This is a genomic window from Alistipes putredinis DSM 17216, from assembly GCF_000154465.1.
In the GTDB taxonomy this organism is placed as follows: Bacteria; Bacteroidota; Bacteroidia; order Bacteroidales; family Rikenellaceae; genus Alistipes; species Alistipes putredinis.
Genome location: NZ_DS499577.1, coordinates 253,236 through 270,847, shown reverse-complemented (window position 1 = coordinate 270,847; position 17,612 = coordinate 253,236). Strand labels below are relative to the sequence as shown.

The window sequence follows — 17,612 nt, the reverse complement described above, 5'->3', positions numbered from 1 at the left end:
ACTATGACACAAGCTATTCAAAAGAAACTGAACGACTCGGCGTGGGCTCGGTGGACCGCGCTGATTCTGGTGGCGCTCACCATGTTCTTCGGCTACATGTTCGTCGATGTCCTCTCGCCGTTGCAGAACATGCTCGAAAGCACCCGAGGCTGGAGCCCCACGATTTTCGGACTGTACGGCGGTTCGGAATTCATTCTGAACGTCTGCGGTTTCCTGCTCGTCGCAGGTATCATCCTCGACAAGATGGGCGTACGGTTTACGGGTATTCTTTCGGCCTCGCTGATGGTACTCGGTGCCGGTATCAAATTCTACGGGCTGAGCAACTACTTCTATGAAGGCGGATTCGGTTACGAGTTCCTCAATTCGTTCCTCACGGACATTCCGGCCAGCGCGAAGCTCGCCTGCCTGGGCTTCATGATCTTCGGCTGCGGTACGGAGATGGCCGGTGTGACAGTATCCCGTGCAATCGTCAAGTGGTTCACGGGGAAAGAACTGGCTCTGGCGATGGGCCTGGAAATGGCTATTGCCCGACTGGGCGTATTCGCCGTATTCAGCCTGTCGCCCTGGGTGGCTAACTGGGGCGGCGATCCGAGCGTAGCACGTCCGGTAGCCGTTGTCGGCCTGTTGCTCTGCATCGGCCTGCTGACCTACATCGCTTTCTCGGTCATGGACTTCAAACTCGACAGACAAACCGAGGCAGACACCCCGATAGGAGAAACCGAAGAGCCCTTCAAGGTCGCCGATCTGAAGAACCTTTTCAGCAGCAAAACCTTCCTGATCGTTTCGGCACTCTGCGTGCTCTACTATTCGGCGATTTTCCCGTTCCAGCGTTTCGCAACGGGTATGCTCGAAAGTAATCTGGGCATCACCAACCAGCAGGCTTCGGACATCTTCCGCTGGTTCCCGATGGGTGCAATGATTCTGACTCCGCTCCTCGGCTGGTTCCTCGACCACAAGGGCAAAGGCGCGACGATGCTGATGATCGGTGCGATCCTGATGTTCATCTGCCACATGACTTTCGCACTGGTTCCCCTCACCCCCGCTATCGCGTTCTCGGCGATCATCCTGCTCGGCCTCTCTTTCTCGCTGGTTCCCGCCGCCCTGTGGCCTTCGGTACCCAAGTTGGTCGATAACCGCTATATGGGTTCTGCCTATGCAACGATTTTCTGGATCCAGAACCTCGGACTGATGGCCTTCCCGATGATCATCGGCTGGGTTCTCAACAAGGTCAATCCCGGCGTGGGAGAAGCGATCAAAGCCGGTGAACACGTAAGCTACAACTACACGGTTCCGATGCTGATTTTCGCCAGCCTCGGCGTATTGGCTTTCCTGCTGGCTTTCTGGCTCAAGCTCGAAGACCGTAAAAAGCACTACGGCCTGGAACTGCCCAACATCAAGAAATAACGATAATCCGTATCCCCGGTCTGCCGGAAAAATGATGAGTAAACCCCCGCTGCAAATTGCAGCGGGGGTTTTGTAATAAAGAGTCTATCGGCTAAAGCGACGAGGATCGTACGAGATTCCGCTTTTCGAGATACAAGAGTTCCTATTTAATCGGATCGACCCTCTACGCTTCCTATTTAACCAATCGGTAAAGTTCCGTAATGCGATCGCACATCGCATCCCACGAAAAGCGCTTCTTCTCCTCTTCCATGTTCGCACGGAATCCCGCGAGCACATCGTCCCGCCAGATACGGTCGATGGCCCGGGCGACTTCTGCGGCATCGGGACGGCAGACGAAGCCGACACGACCGTCCGGCACGATCTCCGGAAGACCGCCCACGTCGGTCACCACCATCGGCAGGTCGAATTGATAAGCGATCTGGGTCACGCCGCTCTGCGTGGCCGAACGATACGGCTGCACCAAAAAATCTGCGACGGAAAAATAGTAACGCACCAATTCGTCCGGAATAAAATAGTCGTGCAAAATCACATCGTCCTCCAGTCCGTTGTCGGCGATTTGCTTCAAATACTTCTCTTTCGGAGCATAGAACTCACCGGCCACGATCAGGCGCCGGTCTTCGGCAGGATGCTCCCGCTTGTAGATCTTCCAGGCATCGAGCAACAGGTCCAATCCCTTGTAGTCCCGAATCAAACCGAAAAAGAGCGCATAGCGTTTCGAAGGATCCAGTTCGAGGCGGATGCAGGCCTCCGTACGATCAATGACGATACCGAAATTTTCGAAAAGCGGATGCGGAGAGAAAAGCGCCGGAACCTGCGTATATCGGCGCAATTCGCGGTGCACCTGCTCGGACATATAGATAAAGCCGTCCACCGCCCTCAGGAAATAGCGGTTGAACGGCTTGTCAGTCATATGGCGTTCATGCGGTTCGACGTTGTCGATCTGACAAAGGATACGCGTCGTACCGTTCTTTTTGGCAAAACGGGCAATCGTACCGAAACAGGGCGCCATAAAGGGGGTCCAGTATTTCATCAGCACGAAATCCGGCTTCTCGCGGGCGATCCACCGCCCCACGGCGATCCAGTTGAACGGATTCATCGTATTCACGCACCGCACGATGTACAGATCGGGCGGCGGAGGTGTCTGCACCGTCTGATTCCTGCCGGGAAAGAAAATACGGGGATACTGGAGCGTGAAAGTCTTGATCTTCACCTCGTCGCCCCGATGTTGGAAAACCCGGGCCATGCTCTGCATAATTACGGCCAAGCCCCCACGATACGGATGGGCGGGCCCCACGATCGAAATTTTCATACCCCGAACTTTTATTTATAACTGAAATCGAATCCCCGAACGGATTCAAACCTTCGGTACGGCCCTCCTGTTTTCGAATAAACAGCGCACGGCAACTTCAGGAAAAATACAAATACCCTACCGAATCCTGCAACAAGGAGATAACGATAACCGGTTCGGGAGGAACTGCCCGAACCGGTTATCGTTATCCATCCTATTTCGTTTTATTATACGCCTCCACACCGCTCTTCAGGAAGTCGATGTATGCCTCCACGTCGAGATTGTAAGCCCGCTTGGGAACCAATTCCTGCCCATCACGGCCGAGGATCAGGTAGTTGGGCTGTCCGTTCACCCCGAAACGGGTCTGGGCGATGTAGGAGTTGATGCGGCCGATGTCCTTGAGAACCTTGCCTCCCGCAGTGGTCACCCATTCGTTCTCGGGCACTTTGGTCTTGTCGTCGGTATAGAGGGCTACCAGCACGTAATCGTCGCGCAGGATCTGCTGCACGCGCGGATCGCTCCAGACGCGGGCTTCCATTTCGCGGCAATTCACACAACTGATTCCCGTAATGTCCACAAACAAGGGTTTATCGGCCTCCCTGGCAGCGGCTTCGGCCTGGGCCAGATCGAAATACCCCGGCAGATCGTAAGGCCAGTGCAGGATATCCGCATATTTGATCTTTTCAGTCGTCTGTGCCGTTGCTGACGGTGCGGCAACGACACCCTGCGTATTGATCACGAAGTCCTGCGTATGCATCGGGGGCAAATAGCCAGAAAGAGCTTTCAGCGGCGCACCGAACATACCCGGAAACATATAGACCGCGAACGAAAGCGAAGCGATGGCCAGCGTCAGCCGCGTCACCGAAACGTGCTTGAGTTCGTCGTCGTGAGCGAAGCGGATCTTACCCAGCAAATAGAAACCCAGCAATGTGAACACGACGATCCAGATCGCCAAATAGACCTCACGGTCGAGCAACCCCCAGTGGTAGGTCTGGTCGGCCATACTCAGGAACTTGAAACCGAGGGCGACCTCGATAAAACCGAGAACGACCTTCACGGAACCGAGCCAACCGCCGCTCTTGGGCAGGTCTTTCAGCAAGGAGGGGAAGAAAGCGAAAATCGTAAAAGGCAGAGCAAAAGCCAGCGAGAAAGCGAACATCGTCACGATGGGCACCCAGAATTCGCCGGCAGTCGAACGAATCAGGACGTTGCCGACGATCGGCCCGGTGCAGGAGAACGACACCAACACCAGCGTCAGAGCCATGAAGAAGATACCGATCAAACCGCCTTTGTCCGCGTGCCGGTCGCTCTTATTGACCATCCAGCTCGGAAGCGTGATCTCGAAGGCCCCGAAGAACGATGCGGCGAAAATCATGAACACGATGAAGAAGATCAGGTTGGGAAGCCAGTGCGTAGCCAGCCAGTTGAAGATGTCGGCCGTCACGGCATCGCCGCCCACCAGACGCGTAATCAGAATGATCGCCGCAATGGGAAGCGTATAGAGCGCTACGATGAAGAAACCGTACATCGAAGCCTTGAAACGTCCCGCAGCAGGCGATCCGCTGCCTTTCATAAAGAACGATACAGTCATCGGGACCATCGGGAATACACAAGGAGTGAGCAGCGCCGCGAAGCCCCAAAGAACCGCTTCGATAATCAACCCCCACAGGGTTTTGGACTCTCCGGCTCCGTCGCCGGAAACAGGTTGATCCGCAGCGTCCCCGGCCGCAACGGATGCCCAGGCCGCCTCGGGATCGCCGATCGTGATCTCGAATCCCCAATCCTCGGGCGAATTGCAATTTTCCTCCTCGCAGGAACGCCAGTTGATATTGCCTTTCAATACGGCGCCTTCACCCGTCAGGGTGACTTTCTGACCGAGGATGATTTCATCGAAATAAGTACCCATTTCGACCTCGAAAATATCGTCGTATTCGCGTTTGGAAGCGTTGATCTCATAAGGATCGCCGTCGAGCGTCAGGCCCGTTGCAGGCTCGAACTCCACCAGGGTCGAAGAAACGTCCGAATGCAGGTCGTACGTATGCCATCCCGGCAGGATCTTACCCGTAAATACGACTTCGTAATTCGAATCGCCGAGGTCCTTCACAGTGCTGTCCCAGGTAATGGTCGGGGACTGCGCGTGAGCCGACAACAAACTCGTCAAGAAAGCCGCCAGCAGCACGATACGGATATAAAATTTCATATCTCTATTATTTTAATAAGTTAATAGTTTTTTTCGCGTGTAAAGATATGAAATTTTATTCAAAAACCACGTATGGGACGCATTATCTCGCGTCCGCGAGGAAAAACTACTCGGAAACCTTACCTTCGGCTTCGGCCTTGCTGCGTGCAAAAGATTGCAAGGCGAGGTACTCCTTGTCGCCGTAATCGAGCAGGTTCTGCAACTCGTTGCGGAAATAGTCCAAGTGCTCCTCCTCTTCGACGGCCAGATCCTGGAACATCTTGTGCGTTACCGAATCGTCGGCTTCGGCCGCAATGCGAGCGGCATCGTTATAGCTATCGATCGTACTCTGTTCCAGTTGCATAGCGAAACGGAACATCTCCTTGGGATCGGTGATCTGGCGCGTCGGAAACGACGGGTTCATATTCACGTCCCCCTGCAAGAAGAGGATACGGTCGGACAACTCCTCGCTGTGACGCATCTCGGCAATCGAAATCATCCGCATCTTTTTGGACAGATACTCGTAACCGGCATCTTCGAAATGGACATGGAAATACATGTACTGGAGCGAGGTGGCAATTTCTTTTCCCAAAGCATCGTTCAACAGATCGATACTTTTCTGGTACTTGTTCGCAACTTTGATCTTTTCCATAATAATAAAGGTTTTGTCCCTATATCAGCAAAACCCGTTCCAGAAAGGAACAAAGCCGATCGTAAAATCGGACCGAAACGAAGTCGATTCGGGTCGGCTCCCTGCCTTGCCCGCCACCACGAAATACAGCACCTCAACGCCACTCGAGCGCCGCCCGGACAGCGGCTTCCTCTCCGTTCGAAACCTCGAACAGCGACAAGCCGTCCCGTTGTTCGTACCCGACCGTAAGGGTTTGCCCGTAACGGCATTCGTGCATGAAATGAATGTCAAGACGCACCGGCCGGATCGCGGTCAACTGTTCGATGGGCAGCATATCGAACATCATGTTGATATAACGCATCGTATTGACGTGACGGTTGAAGTCGATGTCGCTGTAAACCACCCGGTGCTCCATCACATGCTGCGGTGTGATCCCCATCACCTTGCGGGGTTTCTCCGTCGGCGAAGGGGCATCGACGAGCGTATCGGTACAAGGCCCGATAACCGTGTTCAGGTCGATCGCTTTACGGACCGCCAAGTCGATGATGCACCACTGCGTCACGGCCCGCCCGAACTCCCGGCCAGCGGCATCGTGCAGCGTGAAATTACGGGTCGAGAGCATCCGGTTGTACTCGTTCACCCACGTTACGATTTCATAAGAAGTGTATTGTTCGGGGCGGTCGTCGATCTCGATCGCCATGCGCGAAAGGACCCACGAGCGGTTTTCCTTATTCAACTTATCGATCCCGAACCCTTTGCGCTGGGCATCGACACCCGCCGTATTGAGGACCTCGTTCGCCAAAGCCGGAACGGTCATCCGAAGTGTGAAATCGACCTGCTGAGGGTCTGCATAATAAGTGTAACCTGTTTTCTCTGCCATATTTCAGTGCGTTTTTCAATTTCAAATGCAACGAAACGACAATCCGCCGGTTATCCGCCGGGCCGGGAGAAAGCCGTAGATACCGAATGGTTTCATTCCTACAAAAACGCCCCGGCCCGGCTTCCTGCGGACAGTAGCGGCGTATGCCGGAAACAGAGCGAAGCCTTCCGGCCGCGCCGACTGCATTTCGTGCAAAGATACGAATAAGCCGGGTGCAAAAGCAAATTTTATTTGCGTTTTGCCGGCATGGAGTGTCTAAGAAGAAGTCAAAGATAATAACAAGAAGAGCGGAGAACCAAACTCAACTTTTGTTTTCGGCTCCCCCGCGTAACGAAGCTCGTAGAGGGGCTTTCTCGTTTCGATCGTCCGTACTTGCAGGGGCCTCGCCTCCAAGACGGGGATGATCCCTGCCGGTCCGACCTTCGGTAGGTTTCAGCCGGGTTGCCCGTCCGATCTCCGGTTCGGGAAAAGTCCGGAAAATTCCGCTCCGTATTCAGACGAGAAACATCATTCGTTATATTTTATTGCGTTTTTATCGAAAAACGATAAAAATTATTTGTTTTGCAGAAGTTCTTTACTATCTTTGCCTCACCGGAGGTTAAAAACAGGTCGAACACCTCCATTACGTATTCAGCAAACCGAAAATGGACAAAAAACAGAAAAAATCTCTGCGGCGCCATCTGCTGGTCATTTACATCTTTTATTTCCTGGCTCTGGCCGCAGGATTCATCCACAGCTTCGTGCCCCACGTGTCGTCGAGTCTGGCGACAGGTTGGCAGGCTGCGTCCGAAGACATTCGGATGCAGGAAAAACACGGTATCGCGCAACACACCTACTTTTTGGCGGCCCGGTTGCAAAACGCCCAGAGCGACGAAACTCTTTTCCCGATAGAAACCGGACACGCATCGATCTCCACCGAAGCCGAATATACGGGGGTTAATATCTACGTCAAAACGGACGAAAACAGTGACCCGACAGTAGTCCGGACACTGAACAGAATCAATTACATACTGCTGCTGTCCATCCCGGCCCTGCTGGCCAAGCTCTCTATCCTGATCCTGGTAGCGCTGATTATCAATATCCTGCGCAAATCGGTACGGGACGAACAACCCCTGCCGGGGCGTATCATCATCTACACGCGTGCCGTAGGGTTCCTGCTGATTCTGGCCGAAGTCTGCACCGGAGTCGGCTCTTATATTTACCAGAGTACGACCCGGACGTTTCTCGAAGATTCGCCCCTGCAAGTCGCCGCCTCGTTCCCGCTCAACTACTGGAACATCGTCATGGCGATTCTGGTACTCTTCTCGGCCGAGGTCTTCTCGATCGGATCCCGGTTGAGCGAAGAGCAAAAACTCACGATCTAAAGAAAAAATAAATGTCGATATACAATATACACACGGGGGGGGGGACGCAAGACATGGCGATAATCATCAACATAGATGTCATGATGGCGAAACGAAAGATGTCACTCGGCGAGCTCGCCGAGCGGGTCGATATCACCCCGGCCAACCTTTCCATTCTCAAGAACGGCAAGGCCAAGGCGATCCGCTTTTCAACGCTGGAAGCCATTTGCCGCGAACTGAACTGCCAGCCGGGCGACATCATCGAATACCGACCGGAAGAAACAACCGAATGACAACGCAATACAAATAATTTCACCCAAAATCAATTAACAATCATTTTATGAAAAGGTTCATTCTTTTACTTGTCACGCTGTTCGCAATGACGAATGTCATGGCGCAACTACAGCCTGACATGCCGATTCCCGCCGATAAGGAGGTGCGCGTCGGACGACTCGAAAACGGCATGACGTACTACATCCGTCACAACGAAAAACCCAAGGGACAGGCATCTTTCTACATTTTCCACCACGTAGGAGCTGTCCAGGAGGAAGATTCCCAACAGGGCCTCGCCCACTTCCTCGAACACATGGCCTTCAACGGCACCAAGAACCTGCCGGGCAAAAAGATGATAGAATATCTGGAGCGTAACGGCGTCAAATTCGGTGCGGACCTGAATGCCTACACCTCTTACGATGAAACATGCTACAACCTGGACAATGTGCCCACAGCAAACCCTGCGACGATCGACACCGCACTGCTGATCCTGCACGACTGGTCGCAGTTCATCAGTCTGGAGCCTCAGGAGATCAACAACGAACGCGGCGTAATCATGGAGGAGCTGCGCACCCGCGACGGAGCTGGATGGCGCGCCATGGTACGACGCAACGCCGCCGTCAACAGAGGCTCGAAATACGAGCACCGCAACGTAATCGGCTATCTGGACGGTCTGAAGAGTTTCGACCATAAAGCCTTGTACGACTTCTACAAAACGTGGTATCGCCCGGAATACCAGGCGATCGTCATAGTCGGCGATATCGACGTCGATCGGATCGAAAACAAGATCAAAACCCTGATGGCGGATATTCCGGTTTCCCCTGCAGATGCCCCGCAGAAAGAGGCTTACCTAGTTCCTGAAAACGAAGAACCCATCGTCAGCATCTTTTCCGATCCCGAAATGACGGCTTCGGTCATGCAGCTCTTCATCAAACGACCCGCTCTCCCCAAGCAATACAACAACCTGATAATTAGCCAAATGTACGATGTACTCAACTCCTACACAAGTGCCATGGCGAACGACCGTATGAATGAAATCGCCATGCAGCCCGATGCTCCGTTCCTGAGTGCCGGGATGGATTCAGGCAACATACTGGGAGTGAATCCGACCCAAGATCTCACGATGGTCGCCGTACAAACTCGAGACGGAGAGTTGCTCTGCGGTTACAAAGCTATCCTCGAAGAGATGGAAAAGATGAAGCGTTACGGCTTTACACAGAGCGAATTCGATCGTACGAAAGCTGAATTCCTGCGTCAGGCCGAGGCTACCTATGCCAATCGGAACGACCTTACGAACGGACAATATGTTCAAACCTACCTGGCGAATTACAAGAAAAATACCGCTATGGCAGATGCCGAAACGCAGTACAACCTCGACAAACAATACCTCGAAGCATTGACCCTCGACGATGTGAATGCTTGGGTAAAACAACTTCTGACACCTGAAAACCAGGTTATCACCGTCGAAGTACCGAAGAAAGAGGGACTGACCGAGCCGACCGAAGCCGAACTTCTGGCCATCCGCAGCGAGGTCATGGCATCCGACGTCGAGGCTTACCAGGACAATACCGTCAGCGAGCCTCTGATCCCCGCAGATATCAAGCTGAAAGGCTCGCCCGTGAAAAAGACCGCATACAACGAGGATCTCGGAACGACCGAATGGATTCTCAAGAACGGTGTGAAGATCATCGTCAAACCGACCCAACTCAAGGCGGACGAAGTCCTGCTGCAGGTACAGGCTGACGGCGGGATGTCGCAGCTTGCCGATACTGAGGTGAAGGAGGGTGAATTCCTTCCGGTCATCGCGGCCCAGTCGGGGGTGGGCAAATTCTCTGCAATCGAACTGAACAAGCAGCTCGCAGGCAAGAAAGCCGGAATCAACCTGTACGTCAATAACTACAGCAACGGTATGAGCGGTTACTGCTCGCCCAAAGACATCGAAACGATGCTCCAACTGCTCTACCAGAACTTCACAAGTCCCCGCTTCTCGGAGGAGGATTTCAACACGACGATGGACAGCTACAAGGCATACGTCCAGAACCTGACCTCGAATCCCGACTACATCATGCAGATAGAAACGATCAAAACGCTTTACAGCGACAATCCGCGTCAGCAGCCGCTGACGATCGAGGCCCTGGAAAGCATCTCGTTCGAAAATCTGCCGAAAACCTTCAAAACGCTCTACCCGGGTGCGAACAGCTTTACGTTCACCTTCGTAGGCAACGTGGATTTGGAAACGTTGAAGCCGTTGGTCGAGAAATATATCGGTTCGATTCCCACCTCGAAACACGTGCTTAAGTTCACGGACGACAAACTCCGCACAGCCAAAGGCAAGGTCGTGAACGACTTCCGCACCCCGATGCTGCAGCCGAAAGTTTCGGAGTTCCTGCTCTTCTCGAGCGATGCGGACTACACGCTGCGCAACAAGCAAACCATGTTGCTGCTCAACATGGCTCTAAACAACCGTTACCTGAAATCCATCCGCGAGGAGAAAGGCGGCACGTACGGAGTACAGGTAAGCTATACTCTCTCGTATCGTCCCGAAAAACAGGCCCTCCTGCAAATACAGTTCGACACCAACGAGGAGATGGCCGACGAACTCGTGCCGATCGTTTTCGATGAAATCGAGAAAATCGCGACTGAAGGACCGGAAGCCAAAGACATCAACGACTCCCGCGAATACTTGGTCAAGCAATTCAAGAATACGCTCGAAAATAACGGCACCTGGTTCGGGTTGATCGACGACTACAACCGTCACAAGCAGAATCTGCTCGCCGACTACGAAAAGACCCTGAACAGCATCACTTACGACGAGATCCGCGACCTGGCGAAGAAGCTCCTCGACAGCGGCAACGTAATACAGGTCACCATGCGTCCCGAAGCTCAACCCGAAACAGATGAATAATCATCAATAACAGGTTTTATTCACTACTACCCCCGAACTCTCACCGGTTCGGGGGTTTTCTTTGGTTTCGGACTCCTGTTCACGGATGTTTCCTTTTCCGCTCCTATCTGCAATGCAGGAAGATCGTCCACGCACAGGAATCGTATCCGTTTCCGGAAAACAGACGCGGAACCAAACTCCACGAACGACGTTATGTCATACCCCGCCATGCTTTCCGATTCCGCACTTCGCATCGAATTCTCCGTTTCGGCGACGCTCTTCCGTTTGCGGACAGCTCTCTGCCGATCACGTTGCCCCTTCCCGGCAGTCGGAATCGCATTATGCGGACAGCAGGTCCCCCGGTGCGACAGCCTGCCAACTTGCAGCAAAAGAACGATCCGAACAATGTCTTGCTTTTTTCGGACATACGGCAACCGGCTCCCCGGCAGGCAGGAAAAACAGTAACGGGACAAGATCATGCGCTCCGACTTCCGCGCACTGCTCTTCCCTGAAATTTACGCCTCATAAGACCGGAGGCAGCTCCTTCGCGGACAATACGAGCGGAATCGCAACCGCATAAAGAATAAAAAACGGGCCTCATCAAAAAGATGAGGCCCGGCGATTTCAACTGCAAACTGCGGCTATTTCGAAGTCACGACCACGTCGGACGCCTTGTTCAGCAACAACTGATAGGCCGCCGTCGCATCGCTGCCCTGCGAAAACTTGGTATAGATCGCGGTAATGTTCACCACGGAACCGTCCGCAGGTATTTTCTCGTCACGGAAACGGCAATAACCGCTCGAACGTACGACATAATTGCCTGCGAGGGTGTTGATGTCGCCATAGGTGAACCAGGCAGAGCCATAATAGAACGTACTCTCGTGCGTAAGCTCATCGACCCGCTTCGTCGCCCAGGTAGCCCAATCGTTGATATCGGTCCAACCCGGAGAATTCACATCGTAGGAGGTACTGTTGGCGAAGTAGTTGGGGAATGTATTTTTATACCCCCAGCCGGCCTTGCCGAACTTGCTTTCCAACCCTTCGAAACGGATCAAACGCCCCAGCGACTCATCCGTCAGCGTCGAATAGGAAGCGGGAGTAACCACCAAAGTATCGGCCGCCGTCAAGCCGATCAATTCGCCGAGCTTGACATGCTCTTCCAAGGTATTGCGATCCTCCATGTTACCGTTCGCATAATCGGAATTGGTCGATGCGACACCCACGCTGAGCATCGTGCGGTAATTTCCCAGCACCAGACCCTGCAAACGGATATAAACCAGGCGACCGGGAGCATAGGTAATGTAATATCCCGAAGTCACTTTGATTTCAATGGCCGACTGGCAGCTTTCATCGTACAGGTACATCGACTTATAGACGTTACCGGCCTGGTCGCTGGAAATGACTTTGCCCCGAATCACCAGGTCGTCGGTAATGGTCAGCGACTGGCCGATACCGCTGGTCCCGGGATAAGCCTCCTCGAAAATATCCTTCAGCTCCTTGATCGAAATGATTTTACTGTCGCTGAAGTCCGCATCCGTCCATACCTTCGCAGGAGCCGGCGTATCGAAATCGTTATAACAGCCGACGAAGAACAAACTTGCTGTCACCGCCAGAAATATGGTTGCTATTCTATTCATATTCTTCACAATATTAATTCGTTAAGCCGTTAGAAACGGAAATAGACATTCAGGTAGTAAGTCGTGCCGAACAGGTAGAAATACTTGGGAGCGAACTTCTGGTAGGAAGTGATCTCCTTGCCGGTCTTAATGCCCTGCACACGCATCTGCTCATAACCGCCGGTCTTGATATTTTGGTTGTTCAGGATGTTATTCACCTGCAAACTGAAGCCGAGCGTATAACGACGCTGAATGTAGAAATTCTTACCGATGCTCGCACTCAAGGTGTAGGCCGAATCGAACTTCTCCTGACTGCGCAGCTCCCGGATCTGTTCGTCCGTCATCGTAGGCAACAACACCTCGTCCGTACGGTAAAGCGGGTTCATCGACAGATACATATTGTTGTAATAGTTCAGATCGATCGATGCGTAGATGTTATGAGGACCGCGGTACGACAAACCGATATTCATAGCCGTCTGCGGAGTGCTCTCCACGCGCATATCCTTCCAATAGACCGTACCGGAGTTCAGCGGCTCGGCGCTGTTGTCGGCAATCTGCACGTAATTGGGATTCGACGTGTAAGTGTACTGACCCCAACTGATCGCACCGTTCAAAGACAAACCGTTGTAGATCGGAATCGAAGCGGCGACTTCCAGACCGAAATACTGCTCGTCGATACCGCTCAAGGCGAAATTGGTATAGGTCTTCAGCACGTCATCGTAGAAGGAGATCACCTTCGAACGGTCGTTCACCTTCGTATAATAACCGGAAACACGGAGTTTATAATCGCCGTAACGCAGGTTGTACGAAGCGTCGATGCCGTAAACCTTCTCCGTCGTAAGCCCCGGAGTTACCGAATTACGCGTACGGGGCGAAACGAAGGCCGACTGGAACGCAGGAGCATTCTGCATCGCCACGGCGTTGAGTTCGAAAGTATGGTTGGCATTGATGACATAGTCGAAATTACCTTTGGCCTTATATACGAAATATTCGAGTTTCTCCGATTTGCCCTTCGAATTATCCGGGAAGAGACCCTTGCGCCAAAGACCTTCGCGCCACATCGAAAGTCCGCCGAGCTCGGCGCCCAACTTCATGCCGAAACCGCCGAAACGGGTGGCATAAGTAGCCCATACACCGCCGGAACGCAGATGCGCCTTGTAGTTGTAGCTGAACTTGTCGCCCTCTCTGACGGCTCTTGCATGACCGTACTGGTTATAATAATCCATATCGTTCTGCGCCATGATCGGATCGCCGAAGTCGCGCTGTGCGAATTTATCGACGTCCACGTAATAGTCGCCGCCGAGCAGATCCTTCACCTCGTCGTAGTACCACGTGCGGTTGATGCGGACGTTGGCTCCGGCCGTCAGACGGGAGTTATCCTTATAGATTCGGCTGATCTGCGCGGCGAGGTTCCAGTCCAACTGGTCGGTATGGCGCTCCTCGATGATATAGTTCGAACGGGCGCCGGGACCGTATATCGCTTCATCCTCGGCATTGCGGAAATTCATGTTGGTCTGGTACATTTCGTCCCAGTCGAAGTGGCGGATATTACCCACGTTGCGCATCCACTGATCCGCCAGACTGGCCGCAGCCATCGAAGCGGCCTCCAGGTCGGTAGCGTTCAGCAACTTGTAGCTCGGCATATAGCGGTAATAATCGGGACGGGGGTCTGCACCGTCGTACCACGTCAGCGCCGAATAACCGTTCTTACCGAAACGGAACGAAGTGGCCAGGTTGAACTGGGTATGCTCATTGGGATCGAACGTATAGTTGATCATAGCGATCGGCTCGTGGCTGTTACGCACGCGCGCATTACGCATCTTGCCGTCCTGGTAGCCCCAGTTGGGGTTGTAATAGTTGTTGCCGACCAGATCGTAAGCCTCCTGCGTGGAAGCCTGCTGCGCACCGCGCTCGGTGGGAGCACCCATAATCGTGAAGCCCAACCGGTGACGCGAATTGAAAATCTTCTCGGCCGAAGCGAAATATCCGTAGGAGTTGTAATAGACGCCGTCCACGTAGGAGTTGCCGCCCTGACGGGTAGATACCGACAACGCATAGGACCAGCCGTTGTCCAGCAGACCCGAGCCATAGGTCACCATGGCACGGAAGCGATACATCGAATTGGCGTTCACCAGACTCACGCGAAGGCCCTGGCGCACCTGCGAAGCACGGGCGTTGATGTTGGTCGTACCGCCGATGCTACCCACGCCGTAATCCGACATGACCGAACCGTTGGTGATCTCCTGGTTGCGCGTAGCGTCGTTCAGACCGCTCCACAACGACCAGGGCGTATAGCCCGTCATAGCGTCGTTGAAGCGAATACCGTTCAGGTAAACGTCCGAATACTGCGAATCGTAACCACGCACGTTGAAACGCATCTCGCTGAACCGGTAGGAAGCGATGTTGTTAAAAACGTCCTTCGAAGCCGAAAGGGACGAAGGCAGCGACTGCGCATCGTTGCCGCTCTCGGTGTCGAACTCTGCGAAGATCGAATCGTCCATTACGGTCGAAAGCACTTCGGGGACCAGAATCACCGTATTGATGTCGCGCACCATCTTGTCCACGCGCACCACGAGCGTCAAAGGCTCGAATTCGGGAGCCTCGAACTGCAACGTATATTCGCCGGGCTCGACATTCTCGATCACGAAACCACCTCGGCCGTCGGTCGTGGCAGTCATTTCACCGGGAGTGACCGAAACCTTCACCCCGTCCACCGCGACACGTCCCTCGCGGGAAACGACCTTACCCTTGATACCGCCGCTCTGAGCGAACGCAGTCAGCGACATCAGGGTAAATACAAAAATTAGTAAACTTTTTATTTTCATATCCTTTCAAGTTAAGGTATTTATTTACCGATGTAGATATAAACGGGGAAGTGGTCGCTGTAACCGCCCTGGAAATTGTTTCCGACGTACGTGCGCAAAGGATAGCCTTTGAACTGCCCCTCCCGCTGGATCATATAGTTACGCTTGAAGACATTCCCGTAGTACTTCGATCCCGGAGCCCGCACCAGACGCAACTCGCCGGGCTTCGCATTGACCAGGTTTTCCGACACTACGATATTGTCGAAGAGATTCCAGGCGTCGCCGTAAGCCAGCGTTCCCATACCGGCACGCAGCACGGCGTGGAACGGACTGAAGAAATCACCCGGCTGAAGCTCCTTCGTCTTGGGCTTGGCACCCAATCCTTCGAGCATGCTCTGATCGGTCGGATCGTCGTTGAAGTCGCCCATCGCCACGATCTTGGTCGCGGGATTGACCTTCAGGACAGAGTCGGCGATTCGGCGCATCTGCTCGCCGACGGCGATACGCTTGAACTCCGAAGCGTCCTTGCCGCCCAGACGCGAAGGCCAGTGAGCCACCATGAAGAAGAACGGTTCGCCGTCGATCGTACCCCACATGGTCGAAATATCGCGGGTCTTGAAATTCGGAAGCGAAGGAATCTGCGTGCGGATCGGTGCGCTGCCCTCCAGCTTGAAGACATCGGGACGGTACATAAAAGCGACGTCCACACCGCGAGCTTCGGGAGAGTCGTAGTGCGAAATCCGGTAATTGCCCGGAGCCATCTTCGGCGTAGCGATGATATCTTCGAGCACCGAGCGGTTCTCCACCTCCGATACGCCGATCACGATCGGATAATCCTTATCGATACCGGCAATGTCGAAAAGCACCTTTTCGGTATTACCCAACTTCTTCGCATACTTGACAGAATTCCATTTTTTAGGTCCTTCCGGCGTGAATTCGTCGTCATTGACCTCGGGATCGTTGATCGTATCGAAAAAGTTCTCCAAGTTGTAAAAGACCACCTTGTACGGTTTCTGCGCGAAACAGCAGGCTGCGAACAGTAAGGCCAGTAGTCCTGTAAAAATCAGTCGTTTTTTCATAAGTCAAATTAGTTTTGGATTCCCCATTGGCTCGGAGAGTTTTGTGCCTTTACGGATTCCGCAGCCGACTCGGGAATATTGGGAAAGAACGTAAAGCCGGTCTTCTTTTCAATCTCCGCCACGCTCATGCAAATGGACGCAGGCGGCTGAATATCGCCGTAGCTCTTCTGATCCACCCAAAATCCGATCGCCTTCAATTCATCGGCCGAACAATCCGCGATACGTTTACCGGTCGTACCGGTGCGCGTGCGAAGCAATACCTTGAAATAATTCGTCGGGACCGGACAAACTTTCCCGTCACGGTCGGTCGTCGTCGTATTGGTATTGGCATAATAGCAACCGGTCACCACATAAAGCGTGTCGTTGCATATCTGCGCACGCACCTTGGCTTCGAGATTGGCCCACATATCCTGGTTGAGCCGGTTGAGCTGCGGCGTCATATTGGTCGCATAAAACGTCTGGAGATTCAACTCCCGCGTAGCCGTACGGTCCGCCGAAGGGAGCTGATGTCCCCGGTCGTAACTGCCCCGATAGGAACCGGCCGCGAGGTTGGGCTGCCAGGAATAATCGACCTTCGGATCGTACTGAAAATCGTCGGTACGGTCTATCGACCCCCTATATACCGAATGCAGCGGATAAGCCACCCAATGCGCCACATGGAGCGTTTTGTCGTAGCAGAACGAATAGTTGCGCACGGTGCGGTTATTGAGCGAAGCGAAGTGGCTGACGTAAACGAAATTCTCATCGACTCGCTTTTCCGGCAATTCGGCCCAGGCCTTCGCATGACCTTCATCGTAGGGATCGTTGGTCGAAGAGGCCGAAAACTGCGTCAGCACGAGCACCTGCGGCTCACCGCCGAAAAATTCGAATTCGATGGTCGCCGAACGTTCCCCGCTCCCGGTATTCGCCGTGTAATAGACGTCCAGGATATTGCTGATGTTCGAACTCTGTACGGTGCCCTCCTTCACGAGGACCGTCGGATCGTTGAGCCTGAACGAGCACCAAGCACCTCCGTCCTTGATTTCGGCACGCCATCCGGCGCCGACAGGTCCCTCAATCTGTATGGCGGCCGAACCCTCCGCAGCTCCGACCGTCGAAGAGGTCCGCCATACGGCAGAACCCGAAAAATCGTCCGTATCGTCGCCGCAAGCTACGACAGAGAGCGCAATCATCGTCAGGAACAGCCATTTCCATCCCTTCTCACAATATCTGAACATCGACATCATCGGTA

12 protein-coding genes are annotated in these 17,612 nt (G+C 53.5%); 4 read left to right on the top strand and 8 right to left on the bottom strand.

Going from position 1 to position 17,612, the window contains the following annotated elements; all coding sequences use genetic code 11:
• Positions 1 to 3 precede the first annotated feature (3 nt).
• The gene (locus ALIPUT_RS01415) at positions 4 to 1,404 is read left to right on the top strand and encodes an MFS transporter (RefSeq protein ID WP_004327811.1); all 1,401 of its coding nucleotides are present in this window, start codon (positions 4 to 6) and stop codon (positions 1,402 to 1,404) included.
• 172 nt (positions 1,405 to 1,576) lie between these two features.
• Here ALIPUT_RS01415 and ALIPUT_RS01410 read toward each other — a convergent pair whose 3' ends face one another.
• From ALIPUT_RS01410 to ALIPUT_RS01395, 4 genes are all read right to left on the bottom strand, one after another.
• A complete protein-coding gene (locus tag ALIPUT_RS01410; RefSeq protein ID WP_004327810.1) occupies positions 1,577 to 2,713 on the bottom strand; it encodes a glycosyltransferase in 1,137 nt (378 codons plus the stop codon).
• Positions 2,714 to 2,906: 193 nt separating this feature from the next.
• Positions 2,907 to 4,892: a protein-disulfide reductase DsbD family protein gene (locus ALIPUT_RS01405; protein ID WP_004327809.1), complete on the bottom strand. Its 1,986-nt coding sequence runs from the start codon at positions 4,890 to 4,892 to the stop codon at positions 2,907 to 2,909.
• A 106-nt stretch (positions 4,893 to 4,998) separates the two neighbouring features.
• Entirely contained in the window at positions 4,999 to 5,523 is a 525-nt protein-coding gene (locus ALIPUT_RS01400) for a bacterioferritin (RefSeq protein ID WP_004327808.1), read from the bottom strand.
• A 133-nt stretch (positions 5,524 to 5,656) separates the two neighbouring features.
• The gene (locus ALIPUT_RS01395; protein ID WP_004327807.1) at positions 5,657 to 6,382 is read right to left on the bottom strand and encodes an acyl-[acyl-carrier-protein] thioesterase; all 726 of its coding nucleotides are present in this window, start codon (positions 6,380 to 6,382) and stop codon (positions 5,657 to 5,659) included.
• 644 nt (positions 6,383 to 7,026) lie between these two features.
• On the opposite strand from ALIPUT_RS01395, the gene ALIPUT_RS01385 reads away from it, so the two are divergent.
• Genes ALIPUT_RS01385 through ALIPUT_RS01375 form a run of 3 tightly spaced genes read left to right on the top strand, consistent with a single transcriptional unit; the run spans position 7,027 to position 10,903 of the window.
• On the top strand, positions 7,027 to 7,746 hold the full coding sequence (locus tag ALIPUT_RS01385) for a DUF2975 domain-containing protein (protein ID WP_004327804.1): 720 nt from the start codon (positions 7,027 to 7,029) through the stop codon (positions 7,744 to 7,746).
• A gap of 53 nt (positions 7,747 to 7,799) precedes the next feature.
• Positions 7,800 to 8,018: a helix-turn-helix domain-containing protein gene (locus ALIPUT_RS01380; protein ID WP_022460848.1), complete on the top strand. Its 219-nt coding sequence runs from the start codon at positions 7,800 to 7,802 to the stop codon at positions 8,016 to 8,018.
• A gap of 47 nt (positions 8,019 to 8,065) precedes the next feature.
• Positions 8,066 to 10,903, top strand: coding sequence for a M16 family metallopeptidase (locus tag ALIPUT_RS01375; RefSeq protein WP_004327802.1), 2,838 nt, complete (start codon positions 8,066 to 8,068; stop codon positions 10,901 to 10,903).
• 620 nt (positions 10,904 to 11,523) lie between these two features.
• Here ALIPUT_RS01375 and ALIPUT_RS01365 read toward each other — a convergent pair.
• Genes ALIPUT_RS01365 through ALIPUT_RS01350 form a run of 4 tightly spaced genes read right to left on the bottom strand, consistent with a single transcriptional unit; the run spans position 11,524 to position 17,598 of the window.
• Positions 11,524 to 12,519 carry a DUF5689 domain-containing protein gene (locus ALIPUT_RS01365; protein ID WP_004327800.1) on the bottom strand — a complete coding sequence of 332 codons (996 nt, stop codon included), beginning with the start codon at positions 12,517 to 12,519 and terminating at the stop codon, positions 11,524 to 11,526.
• A gap of 29 nt (positions 12,520 to 12,548) precedes the next feature.
• Entirely contained in the window at positions 12,549 to 15,323 is a 2,775-nt protein-coding gene (locus ALIPUT_RS01360; RefSeq protein WP_004327799.1) for a TonB-dependent receptor, read from the bottom strand.
• A gap of 20 nt (positions 15,324 to 15,343) precedes the next feature.
• On the bottom strand, positions 15,344 to 16,381 hold the full coding sequence (locus tag ALIPUT_RS01355) for an endonuclease/exonuclease/phosphatase family protein (protein WP_004327798.1): 1,038 nt from the start codon (positions 16,379 to 16,381) through the stop codon (positions 15,344 to 15,346).
• Positions 16,382 to 16,389: 8 nt separating this feature from the next.
• Positions 16,390 to 17,598, bottom strand: coding sequence for a DNA/RNA non-specific endonuclease (locus tag ALIPUT_RS01350; RefSeq protein WP_227088531.1), 1,209 nt, complete (start codon positions 17,596 to 17,598; stop codon positions 16,390 to 16,392).
• Positions 17,599 to 17,612: the final 14 nt, after the last annotated feature.